The organism is Micavibrio aeruginosavorus, assembly GCF_051245535.1.
Lineage (GTDB): Bacteria > Pseudomonadota > Alphaproteobacteria > Micavibrionales > Micavibrionaceae > Micavibrio > Micavibrio aeruginosavorus_D.
In genome coordinates this window covers 469,254-483,273 of record NZ_CP195303.1, presented here as the reverse complement: position 1 = coordinate 483,273, position 14,020 = coordinate 469,254, and the positions used below count along the sequence as shown (strand labels likewise).

Sequence of the window (14,020 nt, the reverse complement as noted above, 5' to 3'; positions counted from 1 at the left end):
AACTATAAAAAATCCCCCACGAAAATCAACCGATTAAGGGTTAATTGCGGATCATAATCGCAGAAATCTGCCTTCCATAATCGGCCTCTTTCCGGTGCGTTGCACGGCGATAGCTGAACCAATCATGGTCGGCACTATACGTATCCTGCCCGCCGATCGATACATGCCGCACCCCGGCCACGGCCAGCCGCCATGCGATATAGCCCGGCAAATCGAAGTAATAGCTGTCATCTGCTCGGCCGGGTTTGAAGAACCGCTCATTCTCCGGGTCTTGATTCAGGAAATTACCGATAAAATCCATCTTCACTTCATAAGACGCCGGACCAATGCAGGGACCGATGCTGGCATGAATGCCGTCCAGCGCCGCGCCATGGCGGGCCATTTCACGCACGGTGGATTCCAGAACACCGTTCAACGCCCCACCCCACCCGGCATGGGCCGCGCCGATAACGGGCGCGCCGCTGGATTTTTCACCGTAAAACAAGATCGGACCGCAATCCGCCGTCAGAACACCAAGGGCCAGCCCCGGCACATCCGTCACAAATCCATCCGCATCGGGGCGCGTTTCCACGGTCCATGGTTTATCGACATAGACGCATGTCGCGCTGTGCACTTGTTTCATGCTGATCAAATGATCGGGGGCCGCGCCAAGAACATCGGCCACACGTTTGCGGTTTTCGACAACAGCATCGGCATCATCCTGCGTGCCCAAACCGCAATTGAGTGCGGTATAGAGCCCCTTGCTCACGCCGCCACGGCGACCAAAGAAACCGTGCGCGATGTTGGTGATCATCGGTGAAATGAAATTTCCATCGCTGTAGCATGGAACATCGATTGTGGTCATGGCGTGATATCCTCTCCAAACCCGGACGGCATCGGTGCCGCATCGTGACAAATGGCCAGAACCTTGAATAACGATCCCATTTGATCGGGTGAAATAAGCCGCTCCAGCCCATCGCGTACAGCATCGGCCAGTTTTTCATCGGTCGCATTGTTAATTAAATGCGCAGCCCGCATACGAATGCCCATGTCTTCCAGAAATTGCCATTGTTCAACCGGGCCATAAACACTGGCCCCGTGATGAATGGCGGTTTCCGCGACCGCTTCGAAATCGACGTGACTGGTGATGTCGGCCGTTCCAACATCTTCGAACACGCCTACGAATTTATGCGCCCGCATCGCCTGTAACGTATCGCCCATGCCGTGATGCCCATGGCCGTAATCGATGAACAAGGCCGCACCACCCTGACGTTCGATCCGCTCGCTGAGCAAGGCTGTAAACCCGGACCGTGCGGGTGACACTTCATAAACACCCTGCCCATCTTTTGGGTCCAGATTATCGGGAATGGCCGCGACCAGAGACGGATCGGCAGGCACTAAACCAAACATCAATTGCCCATCATCGGACAGGCCGATAACGCGTTCCGCCCACCCCTTGTCACCATGCATCAATTGTATGATCGGCAACGCATCCAGAAATTCATTCGCCACAAACAGGATCGGCGCATCATCGGGCAATGTATCGATTGAATCGTGCCAATGGGGGGTAAACCCGGCCAAGGCATGGGTTTGAAGGGTGCGCAAGGCTGGGCTGGTTTCAATCAGGTGGATTTGCATGGCGGCGTGGAACCCATCCACCTTGCGCGTGGCGCGCAAAATATCGGCCATCAACGTCCCACGTCCCGGCCCGGCTTCGGCCAGCAGGAACGGCGCGGGCGCGCCCATGCGCAGCCATAAATCCGCCATCCACACCCCGACCATTTCACCAAACAATTGGGAAATTTCCGGCGCGGTAACAAAATCACCCAGCCGCCCGAACGGGTCGCGATTCATGTAATAACCGTATTGCGGATGCCCCAACGCCAAACCCATGAAATGCGATACGCTGATCGGACCGTTATCACGGATATGACGGATCAGAATATCGGTCAGGGTTTCAGGCATTGCGCAAACCCCGGCGCATGGCGTACCAGACGACATACGCACCCACCAAAATCATCGGCACGCACAACACCTGTCCCATCGTGAAGATGTCCATGATATAGCCAATCTGCACATCCGGTTCGCGGAAGAATTCGATGATAACACGCGATATACCGTAACCGATCAAGAACGTCCCGGCGATAATGCCCGGACGGTTACGAATGGCATCGCGGCGGGCGAACAGATACAGGACGATAAACAGCAACGCCCCTTCCAGCAGGGCTTCGTAAATCTGGCTGGGGTGGCGCGGCATTGGCCCACCATGCGGGAACACAACGCCCCACGCCACATCCGTCGTGCGGCCAAACAATTCGCCGTTGACGAAATTGGCCAGACGACCAAAAAACAAGCCGATGGGCACGCCACAGCAGAAAATATCGGCCAGACGCAGGAAGGAGATTTTCTTCACCCATGCGTAAATCATCATGGCGATAATCGCGCCAGCCGCCCCGCCATGGAACGACATGCCGCCGTTCCAGACTTTCAAAATCTCCAACGGTTCGGCCATATACATCGGCAATTGGTAGAACAACACATAGCCGACACGCCCGCCCAGAATAACACCCAGAATGCCCCAGGGCAGGAAATCATCGATGTCCAGCGCGTTCGGGCGCGCATCCTTGGTCAGGCCGCACAAATACAGCGCATAACGCCACCCCAGAACAAACCCGGCGATATAGGCCAGCGCATACCACCGCACCACCAGCGGGCCGACGGAAAACGCGATCGGGTCAATATCTGGAAATGGAATGGCCATGATGAAGTGTTACCCTTAACGATACTGGTCAGATTGAGACATGAAATCCTGCACGTACCGGCGCACGCCCTCTTCCAGATCGGTAAAGGGCTTGTCGTATCCGGCGGCACGCAATTTGGTCATGTCGGCCTGCGTGTAATATTGGTACTTCGCCTGCAATTCCTGCGGCATGTCGATATACTGGATTTTCGGCTTCTTATCGGCGGCGGCAAAGACGGCCTCGGCCAGATCCTTGAAACTGCGGGCCTTGCCCGTGCCCACGTTGAACAATCCGTTGATGCCCGGATTGTCGTACAGCCACATCATCACCGACACGCAATCATCAACATAGATAAAATCGCGGATCTGGCCGCCATCACCGTAATTCGGATTGGCGGATTTGAACAAACGCGCCGATGCGCCCGCCATCACTTGCGGATACAGCTTGCAAACCACGCTCATCTGCTCGCTTTTATGATATTCGTTCGGGCCATAGACGTTGAAGAATTTTAACCCGGCCCATTGCGGCGGGGTCGGTTCGCTGCCGTCACGCACGATACGGGCAGTGCGGCGGTCAAACAGATGTTTCGACCAGCCATAGGGGTTGAGCGGGCGCAATTTCGCCAAAAATTCCGGTGCGTCATTGTCCACGAACCCGGCATCGCCATCGCCATATGTCGCGGCGGATGACGCATAAATCAAACGCACATTATGCGCCGCACACCATTTCCACAGCAGGCGCGTGGCGGTGAAATTGTTTTGGGTAATGGCATCGGCATCGCGTTCCGTGGTTGCGGAAATCGCGCCCATGTGGAAAACGGCCTGCACTTCGCCCGCGTGGGCGTTCATATAATCCATCAGATGGTCGGGGTGAACGACATCGCGCAATTCCCGTTTGGAAATATTACGCCATTTATCATCACTGCCTAACGTGTCGCAGACGACCAGATTGGTGATGCCGCGATCTTCCAGTGCGGCGACAAGATTGGACCCGATAAACCCGGCTCCGCCCGTGACAATAATCATATCTGATACCCCTTCCGGAAAATGGCGCAGTTTTGCCCCACCAGAAATAGCACCGCCCCGCCCGCGAAAAAAGGTTAAATCCCCGGATATACAGGGCTTTTTCGGGTTTTGTTCACAGACTCCGGAAAACGCCGTAAAAACGAGGTGGATATGTTTGAAACCGCACGCTGAAACCGTTGAAGCCCCCCGCCCCGGCCTGTTATCCCTTTCTCTATTCAAGCACAGGTGCCAAGCATGACCATGAAACCCGATCCACGGATTTTGGACGATCTCGCCCGCGTTGCAGGCGGTGCCGTCAATATTTTCAGCGGACTGCACCAGCAGATCCATGATGATATCCGCGCCCGGATCGAAGATATGGCCGCGAAGTTGGATCTGGTCCCCCGTGACGATTTCGACCGTCTGGCCGGGGCCGTTGATAAATTGCGCAAGCGCGTGGACGAGCTGGAAGCGGCGTTGAGCGTTGCCGAGGGTAAAAAGGCAGCGCCGAAAAAAACGGCCACAAAGAAAGCCGCACCCAAAGCAACAAAAACCACAAAGAAAAAGAAGTAAGGGCAGAAGCCATGACCGACCATATCGATTTTTTGGATGAAATCAGCAACCCGCTGGACAGCGTGGAAGACATTTTGTCCGGTCAGGACTGGTCCTTCAACCGCATGAATGATGACGAGCTGACCGTTACGGTCGCCGCCCGCCACGGCACGTACCGCATGGTTTTCGTGTGGCAGGAACAATTCAGTGCGATGCAGTTTTCCTGCCAATATAACCTGTCCATCCCGACGGAGCATCGCGGCCTGATGGCCAATGCATTGATGGATGTGAACGCCGATGTCTGGCTGGGCCATTTTGACCTGCCCACCAACGGCACGCCGTGCTTCCGCCACACCAGCCTGTTCCGCGGGCAAACGCAAACATCCGGTGCCGATTTCGTTGGCGATCTGATGGAAATTGCCGTGGCCGAATGCGAACGCTATTACCCGTTGTTCCAGATGATGTCGGACACGGGCACGATGGACCATTCCCTGCTGAAACTGGCGGCGCAAGACACCGCCGGAGAAGCATAAGCGAAGCAAATCCCATTCCCATGCCATCCAGCCCATTGCGCAATTTGAAACCGTCTGTCGCCCTGATCGGGTGCGGCAAGATGGGGTCTGCGCTTTTGCGCGGATGGATTTCCGCCCGCATTGTTGGTGACGTATTCGTTCTGGAACCCGCCGGATTGCCGGATGAATTTCAGGATGAAGATAACATCAGCGGGTACGACAGCGCCGCCGCCTTGCGTGAAATTGCATCGGAAATTGATGTCGTCGTTCTGGCCGTTAAACCACAAATCATGACGCAGGTTTGCCCGGATTTGAAAGACATCGTGCCCACCAATGCCGTTATTCTGTCCATCGCGGCGGGGCAGACGATTGGCGGGTTTGAAAATTACTTCGGCATGGACCGCGCCATTGTTCGCTCCATGCCCAACACCCCCGCCGCCATTGGCGAAGGTATTACCGTGGCCGTCTCCAACGCAGGCGTAAGCGCAGAGCAGCGCCAGATTGCCAACACGCTGCTGCGCGCCATTGGTCAGGTGGAATGGGTCGACGATGAAAAATTGCTGGACCCCGTCACCGCCCTGTCGGGCAGTGGTCCGGCCTATCTGTTTTATCTGATCGAAGTTCTGGCCGAAGCCGGAACGAAAGCCGGATTGGACAAGAATTTCGCCATGCGATTGGCGCGCCAGACAATGATCGGCTCCGCCGCTCTGGCCGCAGCAGATTCAGGCACGCCCGCAGCCATGTTGCGTAAAAACGTCACCAGCCCCGGCGGAACAACCGCGGCGGCGATGGACGTTTTGCTGAAGGATAACCGTATGCAATCCGCATTCGACGATGCCCTCGCCGCGGCAACGGCGCGCAGTATTGAACTGTCTAAATAATTTCACAAACATCAACACCCGTCACACCGGCGCAGGCCGGTGTCCATGCGATCCATCCAATGGATTCCGGCCTGCGCCGGAATGACGAATGGGGTGATAAGGGAATTTATTTCCGGCCGCGTGTGCCCAGACCAATATCCTTGGCCAGCTTGCTGCGCTGACGGGCGTAGCTGGGGGCCACCATCGGGTAATCGGCGGGCAGGCCCCAGCGTTCGCGGTATTCTTCCGGTGACATGTTGTACGCCGTTTTCAAATGCCGTTTCAGCATTTTCAATTTTTTACCGTCTTCCAGACAGACGATATATTCCGGTGTAACGGACCGTTTAATCGGCACTGCCGGTTGCGGGCGTTCGCTCATCACCGGGGCATCGCCGTTGACGTTCGACAACGTTTTGTACACCTTTTGAATCAGCATCGGAATTTCATCGGTGCCCACCTGATTGTTGGACAAATGCGCCGCCACGATTTCGGTGGTCAGGGCCAACAGGTCCTGATGCTGGTCTTTATTGGTGGTCATGGATGACGCCCTTTCGAGAATAACAGTCGTTAGGCAAAGTATAGGTGGTTAAAACCACACAGGAAAGCCGGAATACAAAGTATTCATCGCCATTTTAACAGTAATTATTAACCAAATTACTGATTTTCCGCGATTGTCCGGCCTTTTTTCTTCGGCTGGCTGACCTCGGCCCCGCGCAAATAGACAGGTTCCGGGGGTAAAAAGGCGTCCGCCCCACCCCGCGCCCAACGGGTGGCCGCAACCCGCGCCATGCGGTCCATATCCGGGAAAACAATCTCCGTCGCCACGCGTGCGCCGTTCAATGTTGCCGCAATGTGCGGGCAATCACCAACGATCACAACGGAGTGCCCGGCGATCAAATCCGGCAATTCATCGCGCTTCATCACCAGCGGTTCGGTCAATGCCGCACCCTCTGCCGTAAAAAGTTGCGTGTAGTAATCGCCGCGTTTCGTATCCATCAAAATCATAATGGTTTCGCCGTCGCGCACATCGCCGCGCGCGATCAAAGTTTGCGCGAGCGCATCCGTGCTCAGCACACCGACAACCGGACAATTGAGCGTCAAACCAAACGCCCGCGCCGCAGATAACGCAATACGCACCCCGGTAAAGGCCCCCGGCCCCACCGTCACGACAACCAAGCCAACATCATCATAGGACCGCTCCGCCATCGACAGGACATCATTGACCATGGGGACCAGATCTTCGGACTGTCCGCGCGCCATCGGTTCCGCGCGGGACGTACCCGCCATGGATGCCGTATCAAACACGGCGACATTGCAGGCCGCCATGGATGTATCAATCGCCAGAATGCAGGGCTTGGACAAATCAGACAATCTTGCACACATCGTCAAAGTCAAAACGCGGGGAACGCCCGAAAATGCTGGCCGGATCACCATAGCCAAGGGCGCAGATGAAGTTCACTTCGACGTCCTGATCCGCAAAAAATTCTGCCTTCACCTTATCGGTGTTAAAGCCGGACATCGGCCCACAATCCAGCCCCAACGCACGCGCCGCCATCATCAAATAGGCCCCTTGCAGGGTGCCGTTGCGGCGGGCTGTGCTTTCAATCTTTGCATCATTTCCGGCGAACCAGCTTCGCGCATCTGTATGCGGGAACAGGCGCGGCAGATGGTCATAAAATTTCCGGTCATGCGCGATTAAAACCGTCACTGGCGCCGACATGGTTTTGTTCACGTTGCCGGCATCGAGGCAAGGCTTCAAACGCTCCTTCGCCTCCGGCGTTTTTACAAACACGAAACGCGCGGGTGATGAGTTCGCGCTGGTCGGGCCCATTTTCAACAAGTCGAAAAGCGCGTGCAGCAACACATCGGAAACCGGTTCATCCGTCCACCCGTTATAAGACCGCGCGTCACGGAACAGAATATCCAGAGCCCGGTCATCCAGAATGCGGGAATCAGCATGCGTCATCGTTTTCTCCATAATGTGCCGCCCCATACCACAGGACGGCTGAAATCTGGCGCAGTTTAGACCAAAACGCGCGGGCATCCCACCGTCTGGCCGGAATTTTAGGCGATTTTTCTGGTTTCCGGCCAAGGCCGCGCTATAGTCAGTCCATGAATCAAACGGCGTTATATTTCATAATCCCGACACTCTCCGGTGGGGTGCGCTCCCTTTTGCGCTCCGCCGTGAAAACGCTTGCTCTGAGCACCGTATTATTGGGACATTTCGCCGGATCGGCCTTTGCCGCCACACCGAAACAACCCGCCCATCGCCCGGCGATCGAGCCGACATCGGCGGTTATTTTCTCGTACCAGCGCGTCAACGAAGATTTATACCCGGACACCAGCATCCGTGACGAACAATTCGCCGAACATGTGCGGGAATTGATCGACGGCGATTACAATATTGTAAAGCTGGATACGATTGTCGATGCGTTAAAAACGGGCACGCGCCTGCCCGACCGAACGGTCGCCATCACATTCAATGGCGGGCATAAATCGGCGTATGAAAACGCCATGCCCTTACTGTTGAAGAAAGACATTCCCTTTACCGTCTTTCTGTCCACCGACCATCTGGATGCAAAATCACCGCTGCATCTGTCATGGGATGATGTAAAAAAACTGCGCCGCAGCGGGCTGGTCAGCTTTGGCCTGCACCCGGCCATTTACACGCGCCTGACCGATGCGGATGAAACGGAGATCAGACGGCAGGTGAATAACGCCATTGTCCGTTACCGCGCCGTGTTTAAAACGGACCCAGAGTTTTTCGCCTATCCGTTCGGGGAATATACACAAGCCTATCGCGACATCGTCGCGGCATCGGGCTTTACGGCGGCCTTCGGACAACAATCGGGTGTGGCCTATGCCGGATCGGATATGTTTACCCTGCCCCGTTTTCCCATGACGGAAAGTTACGGCGACCTTGATCGTTTCCGCATGGCCGCCATGGCCCTGCCCTTCCCGGTCAGCGAGCTGACCCCGATTGATCCGTATGTTGCGGCCAAAGACATGCCAATGATCGGCTTCACCATTGACCCCATCATGATGGCGCGCGCCGATGATATTTCATGCTTTATCTCGGGCGAAGACAAGCCGGAGATGAAACGCGTGGGAACCAATAAAAACCGCATTGAATTGCGAATGGATGATGCGTTTTCGGATGAACGTATCCGCATTAACTGCACCGCGCCGGGCCCCAAGCCCGCAGCGGGTGAAGACCAACGCTGGCGGTGGTTTGGCATGTTGTTGAGCGTGGCGCTGCCCAGCCCAAGCGCGTCAGATGATACCGAGATCGGTCACGGCGAAGGATACCGTTACCCACCCAGCGAAATCGACCCCCGCGCAACACGCGGCGCGGTTGAACCTTAAGGCTTACAGGTCATCCGCCTGACGCACTTCCAGAACTTCTGGAACATAATGACGCAGCATGTTTTCAATACCAACCTTCAGCGTCGCGGTTGAGCTGGGGCATCCGGCACAGGCCCCGCGCATGCGCAGGAACACGATGCCATCTTCAAATCGATCAAATACGATATCGCCACCATCGGATTGCACCGCTGGGCGCACACGGGTTTCCAGCAATTCTTCAATCTGCGCGATAATCGCGTTATCCAGATCAGTGAGACCGCCGGAAGTTTTTTTCGACACCGTGTAATCCGGATCAATAATCGGCATGCCGATGGACAGATGTTCCATGATCGCGGCCAGAATACGGGCTTTCAGAAAATCCCAATCCTCACCCGCATCCTTGGTCACCGATATAAAATCCGGCCCCAGAAACACGCGCGTTACACCCTCAATCTTGAACAGGCGCTGCGCCAGTTGTGACGCCCCGGCCTCACCCACCGACCCAAAATCCGCCGTGCCCGATGGCATGATGGTTTCACCGGGAATGAATTTTAATGTGTCCGGGTTGGGGGTGCGTTCGGTTTGGATAAACATGGGTACGCTTCGCTTTCTTCGGTTTAGCTTGTAATCGCATCAATCTTCTGGGATTCCAGATGCCCCGGTACAACAACCACAGGCACCCGCATTTTGGCAAGGCCCTTGCCGGTAAAATACGAAACCGTCGGGCCCGGGCCGGATGATGACGGGCTGGCGCCCAGAACCAGCATTTTAATCGTCATATCCTCGTTAATCAGGTCGATCATAACGTCATGCTTGGCATCACCTTCGCGAACATAAATCGCCGGGATCATGCCATTCAATTCATTGACGCGCTTGGCCATGGCCCAGATGAATTTTTCCGATTGTTCGCGCAATTCGCGTTTCATGCGGTTTTCAACACCGCTCCATTGCTGGACATCATCCAGCGATATGACATGCAGAATACCAACATGGCCCCGATTGATCTGTGCCATGCGTGCGGCATAGCGCAGGGCCAGATTAAATTCGTCGGATTCATCGGCAACGACGAGGTAGACCCCGCCATCGCCGCGACGCCCGACACGTTCGGCCACAGACATTTCCGCGTCGATCACTTCTTCCTCGCGCGCGGACAGATCTTTTGTTTCGGCGTTTTGCATGTCCATATCCATGGTCCGTTTTATGGGTTGGTGTTCACAAACGCAGTGTTAAAAACTTTATTCCCGTTGTTATTCCCGGCGCATCACGGCCCACGCGCCCCACCCGGCCAAAGCGGCCAGCATGACGGCGACCAAACCATAGGCCAGCGCATGGCCGTGGGCAAAGGAATAGATCCGGGCGCTAAACCCTTGTTGTGCCACACGTAATTCACGGGTTTGCGAGCCCACCACCTGCCCGTCACGGATAAGATAGGCCAAAACCCGATATGATCCAGGTGGCACGTCCGGTGGCACATCAAACACCGCCCGGAAAAAATCATTGGTGACAAACAGAATGGGTGCAGGTTCCAGCGGCAGATATCCGTGCGCCTGACGATTGCGAATTAAGGCCTCGCGGAAATTATGCTGGGTTGTTTCATCGACATTATCGCGGACAAGGAATTGCATGGCATCCAGCCCGATATCGTAATCTTCCAGCACATCCTGGGATGCGATTTCACGGGCCGGGCGGCTGAGCGCTACGTCATAATAAGCGGGCACGTTATCGAACACGACACTGTCACGGTTCATCCAGATGCCGCCGACATCATCCTTGCGCCGGACCATCATTTGCTGGTCCGGGCCGCGGACAATGATGGCAATATCGCCGGGTTGGTTTTTGGTGCCGTACACGACAAACCGCGCTCCGGCAAACCCCATGGTAATGTCCACATGATCCTGCGACAGATCAATGGCCAGCGCCGATGGCGGCTGCGCCTGTACTGGACCGGACAGGCCCAGCGCGCACACAACACCCAGCAATGATAAAACAGCGCCCCGCATCATCGGATCACCGTTGAATATAAATCTTCGGGGCGAACAAACAATTCACTGGCCAATTGGACGCAAACGATCAACAACAACACCGCCAGCGCAATCCGCGAATACGCGCCCTTGATCCGCCGCGCCACGCGCACGCCAATTTGTGTTCCAACAACCCCGCCCGCAATCAACAGGAACGCCAGAACGACATCCACCGTCTGGTTGGTCAGCGCGTGCAGGATGGTTGTGAAAATACTGGTAATCAAAATCTGGAACAACGACGTTCCAGCGACCAGCAAGGTGGGCATACCCAGAATATAAATCATGGCCGGGACCAGCAGGAACCCGCCGCCAACCCCCATGATGGACACCAGCAACCCACCCACAAAGCCGATTGATGCCGGCAGAAGCGCGCTGACATACAAACGTGAATGGGGAAACCGCATCTTATAGGGCAGCTTTTCAAAAAACGGATGATGCGCCAGCCCCTTGCCACCATCTTCATGCGCCGTTTTGCGCACGAAGGCCAAAAGACTTTCGACCAGCATTAGGCTGCCCATACTGCCCAGCAACAGGACGTAGAGAACAGGAATGGCCAGATCAATCTGCCCCACATATTGCAGCAGGCGGAAGAGCATAATGCCCACCACAGACCCAGCCAGCGAGCCGCCCAACATGACGCCACCCATGCGGAAATCGACATTGCCCTTGCGCATATGGGCCAAAACGCCCGACAGGCTGGAGGCCGCCAATTGGTTCGATTGTGTGCCCACCGCAATCGCCGGGGGGATGCCCAGAAAAATCAGAAATGGCGTCGTCATAAACCCGCCGCCGACACCAAAAATGCCCGACAAAAACCCGACAAGCGCCCCCAGCAGAAGAATCATTTCTGCGGAGACGGCCATTTCTGCGATCGGCAGGTAAATTTGCATGACGGGCTAACGCTTACGGACAAAGACTAAACGGGGGCGGCCATGTTCCATTTAAACACGACCACCCCCGCGTGATAACCAAAAAACCGGAATTAGTAACGATTGGTGGCCTCGGACCCCGGCAATTTGAATTGCATTTGCGGGTCTTTCAGGAAATTGCGGTAATTGCCTGTGATGACTTCGTCATGGGTCTTTTTGAAATCAACCGATCCCATCACGCTCATGAACAAAGGCTGCCATTGTTCGAACACACCTTCGCGTGTGGAACAATCCATGACATAGGCACGGTCATTATACAGCGCGGCGGAGGCAATGGCGCGGCGGCCCATATACGGCCCCACGAAATCAGATTTGAAATCGGCGACGGCGAAGCTGCCGAACCCGCGGCCCAGACCGGTATTGTCCAGAACGCCATAGAGTTCAACATCGTCGTAATCGGCCAGATACGTATCCCAGAATCCTGTGCTGTACGAAATTTTCTGCACATCCGATGCCATGCGCGGCGGGAAGACAACGAAGCGGCGATCCTCGTTGGTGCGGATACGGCACACCGCGAAATCGCCCGGGGCCGGAGCCATCAGGGTGAGAATTTCATCGGGCTGGTTCGGGCTGACCGCTTTCCATGTATCGGGGAACGTGACGGACAGGCCGGTCTTTGCATCCTCCCACACGAAATAATCGGCACGCGCGGACGCGGATGCGCCGATCATCAAAGCCACAGCCATACAGGCGGAAAGTAAATGTTTCATGGAAAATTCCCGGTCGGTCCAATTTTGATGCCCTATTGTGCAATCATAACCATAAAAAGGCAAACGGCTTGTTAAGGTTTCCCGAAACAAGCCGTTTGCGATTATGTCATTTTCCTAAAGCCTAGGGCTTGGGGAAATAATCCCGATACTTCATATACACATCATCCGGATATCCGCTGGTCCCCGCATCCAGGGCGCACAAAACCGGACGTTTAATGGCCGGGTCCACCATGGCATCGTTTTTCGGGGTGCCCAGCAATGTCCAGCTCCCCTTCGTCGTATTGGCCCAGATTTCGACGTGGTACAGGGTGCTTTCACCCTTTTTACCCGTCGGCGCTTCCTTGAACACGTCGCGGTGGAACGCCATCGCTTCGGGGGCGTGAATGCATTCATTCTGTCCGGTGACGATTTGAATCTGCGGCCCGTTTGCCGCGTGTGCGGCAAAGGCCACCGACAAGGCCAATCCCGTCATCAACCGCATCATTGCGGTTGCATCTTCGACAGGCTGGGCGCCGGAATGTTGCCCGATTTTTTGTCGAAATAATCATTGTACCAGTGTGCGCCGGTCACATCTTCCGGGTATCCATCCTTGAAATACTCAACAAGGCAAACCAGACGATCGCCCGGCTGTACAGAATACCCCATGGCCGCCGGGTTTTTCGGCTCGCCCACCACCAACCAGCCCTTGCGGCCATCGGTGCCGGTGCCCGTTTCGTTGGCGTACAACATCATGGTTTTGAAATCTTGCGTTTCCTTGCCGGGAATATTGACGGCGGCGGCGGCATAGATTTTTTGCGCGAAGGATTCCGCCTGGCTCAGTGAAACACATTGGTATTTACGCGAGGAAAGCTCCTCTGCGGTATAGTTATCATAGTAAGTATTAAACATCTCACGAAACTTCGGGTTACGGAACAACCCGCGCGGAAAATCTGTTCCCTTACCAATAACGCACGCAAGGGAATCCATCGGATATTCCGACGGCCCGTCGATTTTGACCGACATGTTCTCGCCCTTGCTATCATTCGGCTGGGCGATAACAACCCACACGCCCGTTTTCGGGTCGCTATAGGCTTCCGCCATATCAAATTCGCCATCCAGATTTTCTAAATAGGTGTTGTCGTTGACACCATAGTCCTGCGCGATCTTGACCTCGAGCGCTTTTGCGCCCATGCAATTTTTATACTTCGCGACGGCCTGTTTAACGTCTTCAGTCTGGGATTCCAGATAACTTTCCAACGGCGCCGCATGCGCCGAGGAAAATGCCAGAGCCAAAGCCAACCCGGCGCAACCGGTCAATTTTTTCAAATGTTTCATCGTGATCCATCCCATGAAAAGTAATAGCCCGAAGGTTATATTATGAATTATGG

The 14,020-nt window shown here is 55.3% G+C and carries 18 protein-coding genes; 4 read left to right on the top strand and 14 right to left on the bottom strand.

Translation table 11 applies throughout. The features are described from left to right. Positions 1-40: 40 nt before the first annotated feature. The 4 genes from pgeF to rfaD are packed head-to-tail and all read right to left on the bottom strand — an operon-like array spanning position 41 to position 3,745. Positions 41-844 carry a peptidoglycan editing factor PgeF gene (pgeF, locus tag ACSC94_RS02410; RefSeq protein ID WP_435641477.1) on the bottom strand — a complete coding sequence of 268 codons (804 nt, stop codon included), beginning with the start codon at positions 842-844 and terminating at the stop codon, positions 41-43. Beyond that, positions 841-1,944 (bottom strand): class I SAM-dependent methyltransferase, encoded by a 1,104-nt coding sequence (locus ACSC94_RS02405; protein ID WP_435641476.1) that lies wholly within the window; start codon positions 1,942-1,944, stop codon positions 841-843. The genes pgeF and ACSC94_RS02405 overlap by 4 nt, the downstream gene beginning before the upstream one ends. After that, complete coding sequence (lgt, locus tag ACSC94_RS02400) at positions 1,937-2,740, bottom strand: prolipoprotein diacylglyceryl transferase (RefSeq protein WP_435641475.1); 804 nt, start codon at positions 2,738-2,740, stop codon at positions 1,937-1,939. Before lgt ends, ACSC94_RS02405 begins: the two co-directional genes overlap by 8 nt. 15 nt (positions 2,741-2,755) lie before the next feature. Then, complete coding sequence (gene rfaD, locus ACSC94_RS02395) at positions 2,756-3,745, bottom strand: ADP-glyceromanno-heptose 6-epimerase (RefSeq protein ID WP_435641474.1); 990 nt, start codon at positions 3,743-3,745, stop codon at positions 2,756-2,758. A gap of 234 nt (positions 3,746-3,979) precedes the next feature. On the opposite strand from rfaD, the gene ACSC94_RS02390 reads away from it, so the two are divergent. From ACSC94_RS02390 to proC, 3 genes are read left to right on the top strand one after another with little or no spacing between them, the layout of a single operon-like run. Next, positions 3,980-4,297: an accessory factor UbiK family protein gene (locus ACSC94_RS02390; protein WP_435641473.1), complete on the top strand. Its 318-nt coding sequence runs from the start codon at positions 3,980-3,982 to the stop codon at positions 4,295-4,297. Between the two features lie 11 nt (positions 4,298-4,308). Continuing rightward, a complete protein-coding gene (locus ACSC94_RS02385; protein WP_435641472.1) occupies positions 4,309-4,809 on the top strand; it encodes a YbjN domain-containing protein in 501 nt (166 codons plus the stop codon). Between the two features lie 20 nt (positions 4,810-4,829). After that, positions 4,830-5,669 (top strand): pyrroline-5-carboxylate reductase, encoded by an 840-nt coding sequence (gene proC, locus ACSC94_RS02380; protein ID WP_435641471.1) that lies wholly within the window; start codon positions 4,830-4,832, stop codon positions 5,667-5,669. A gap of 106 nt (positions 5,670-5,775) precedes the next feature. Here proC and ACSC94_RS02375 read toward each other — a convergent pair whose 3' ends face one another. From ACSC94_RS02375 to ACSC94_RS02365, 3 genes are all read right to left on the bottom strand, one after another. Continuing rightward, a complete protein-coding gene (locus ACSC94_RS02375; RefSeq protein WP_015467262.1) occupies positions 5,776-6,186 on the bottom strand; it encodes a MucR family transcriptional regulator in 411 nt (136 codons plus the stop codon). Between the two features lie 116 nt (positions 6,187-6,302). Further along, entirely contained in the window at positions 6,303-7,019 is a 717-nt protein-coding gene (tsaB, locus tag ACSC94_RS02370) for a tRNA (adenosine(37)-N6)-threonylcarbamoyltransferase complex dimerization subunit type 1 TsaB (protein ID WP_435641470.1), read from the bottom strand. After that, complete coding sequence (locus ACSC94_RS02365) at positions 7,012-7,614, bottom strand: malonic semialdehyde reductase (RefSeq protein WP_435641469.1); 603 nt, start codon at positions 7,612-7,614, stop codon at positions 7,012-7,014. Before ACSC94_RS02365 ends, tsaB begins: the two co-directional genes overlap by 8 nt. Positions 7,615-7,832: 218 nt before the next feature. Between ACSC94_RS02365 and ACSC94_RS02360 the strand changes: the two genes are divergently transcribed. Then, positions 7,833-9,014 (top strand): polysaccharide deacetylase family protein, encoded by a 1,182-nt coding sequence (locus ACSC94_RS02360; RefSeq protein WP_435641468.1) that lies wholly within the window; start codon positions 7,833-7,835, stop codon positions 9,012-9,014. 3 nt (positions 9,015-9,017) lie between these two features. Here ACSC94_RS02360 and ACSC94_RS02355 read toward each other — a convergent pair whose 3' ends face one another. The 7 genes from ACSC94_RS02355 to ACSC94_RS02325 form a co-directional block, all read right to left on the bottom strand. Next, a complete protein-coding gene (locus ACSC94_RS02355; RefSeq protein ID WP_435641467.1) occupies positions 9,018-9,587 on the bottom strand; it encodes a NifU family protein in 570 nt (189 codons plus the stop codon). Between the two features lie 23 nt (positions 9,588-9,610). Continuing rightward, positions 9,611-10,177: a universal stress protein gene (locus ACSC94_RS02350; protein WP_435641466.1), complete on the bottom strand. Its 567-nt coding sequence runs from the start codon at positions 10,175-10,177 to the stop codon at positions 9,611-9,613. 63 nt (positions 10,178-10,240) lie between these two features. Further along, positions 10,241-10,996, bottom strand: a complete 756-nt coding sequence (locus ACSC94_RS02345) for a TIGR02186 family protein (protein ID WP_435641465.1) — start codon at positions 10,994-10,996, stop codon at positions 10,241-10,243. Then, positions 10,993-11,904: a sulfite exporter TauE/SafE family protein gene (locus ACSC94_RS02340; protein ID WP_435641464.1), complete on the bottom strand. Its 912-nt coding sequence runs from the start codon at positions 11,902-11,904 to the stop codon at positions 10,993-10,995. Before ACSC94_RS02340 ends, ACSC94_RS02345 begins: the two co-directional genes overlap by 4 nt. Positions 11,905-11,996: 92 nt before the next feature. Next, entirely contained in the window at positions 11,997-12,653 is a 657-nt protein-coding gene (locus ACSC94_RS02335; RefSeq protein ID WP_435641463.1) for a hypothetical protein, read from the bottom strand. A gap of 121 nt (positions 12,654-12,774) precedes the next feature. Beyond that, positions 12,775-13,137, bottom strand: a complete 363-nt coding sequence (locus tag ACSC94_RS02330; RefSeq protein WP_435641462.1) for a hypothetical protein — start codon at positions 13,135-13,137, stop codon at positions 12,775-12,777. After that, positions 13,134-13,967, bottom strand: a complete 834-nt coding sequence (locus ACSC94_RS02325) for a hypothetical protein (protein ID WP_435641461.1) — start codon at positions 13,965-13,967, stop codon at positions 13,134-13,136. Before ACSC94_RS02325 ends, ACSC94_RS02330 begins: the two co-directional genes overlap by 4 nt. Between the last annotated feature and the right edge of the window lie 53 nt (positions 13,968-14,020).

What these genes read in the sequence shown, in the direction of transcription:
- pgeF (WP_435641477.1), bottom strand. Translation starts at nt 844, where the DNA reads ATGACCACAATCGATGTTCCATGCTACAGCGATGGAAATTTCATTTCA.
- ACSC94_RS02405 (WP_435641476.1), bottom strand. Translation starts at nt 1,944, where the DNA reads ATGCCTGAAACCCTGACCGATATTCTGATCCGTCATATCCGTGATAAC.
- lgt (WP_435641475.1), bottom strand. Translation starts at nt 2,740, where the DNA reads ATGGCCATTCCATTTCCAGATATTGACCCGATCGCGTTTTCCGTCGGC.
- rfaD (WP_435641474.1), bottom strand. Translation starts at nt 3,745, where the DNA reads ATGATTATTGTCACGGGCGGAGCCGGGTTTATCGGGTCCAATCTTGTC.
- ACSC94_RS02390 (WP_435641473.1), top strand. Translation starts at nt 3,980, where the DNA reads ATGACCATGAAACCCGATCCACGGATTTTGGACGATCTCGCCCGCGTT.
- ACSC94_RS02385 (WP_435641472.1), top strand. Translation starts at nt 4,309, where the DNA reads ATGACCGACCATATCGATTTTTTGGATGAAATCAGCAACCCGCTGGAC.
- proC (WP_435641471.1), top strand. Translation starts at nt 4,830, where the DNA reads ATGCCATCCAGCCCATTGCGCAATTTGAAACCGTCTGTCGCCCTGATC.
- ACSC94_RS02375 (WP_015467262.1), bottom strand. Translation starts at nt 6,186, where the DNA reads ATGACCACCAATAAAGACCAGCATCAGGACCTGTTGGCCCTGACCACC.
- ACSC94_RS02365 (WP_435641469.1), bottom strand. Translation starts at nt 7,614, where the DNA reads ATGACGCATGCTGATTCCCGCATTCTGGATGACCGGGCTCTGGATATT.
- ACSC94_RS02355 (WP_435641467.1), bottom strand. Translation starts at nt 9,587, where the DNA reads ATGTTTATCCAAACCGAACGCACCCCCAACCCGGACACATTAAAATTC.
- ACSC94_RS02350 (WP_435641466.1), bottom strand. Translation starts at nt 10,177, where the DNA reads ATGGACATGCAAAACGCCGAAACAAAAGATCTGTCCGCGCGCGAGGAA.
- ACSC94_RS02345 (WP_435641465.1), bottom strand. Translation starts at nt 10,996, where the DNA reads ATGATGCGGGGCGCTGTTTTATCATTGCTGGGTGTTGTGTGCGCGCTG.
- ACSC94_RS02340 (WP_435641464.1), bottom strand. Translation starts at nt 11,904, where the DNA reads ATGCAAATTTACCTGCCGATCGCAGAAATGGCCGTCTCCGCAGAAATG.
- ACSC94_RS02335 (WP_435641463.1), bottom strand. Translation starts at nt 12,653, where the DNA reads ATGAAACATTTACTTTCCGCCTGTATGGCTGTGGCTTTGATGATCGGC.
- ACSC94_RS02330 (WP_435641462.1), bottom strand. Translation starts at nt 13,137, where the DNA reads ATGATGCGGTTGATGACGGGATTGGCCTTGTCGGTGGCCTTTGCCGCA.
- ACSC94_RS02325 (WP_435641461.1), bottom strand. Translation starts at nt 13,967, where the DNA reads ATGAAACATTTGAAAAAATTGACCGGTTGCGCCGGGTTGGCTTTGGCT.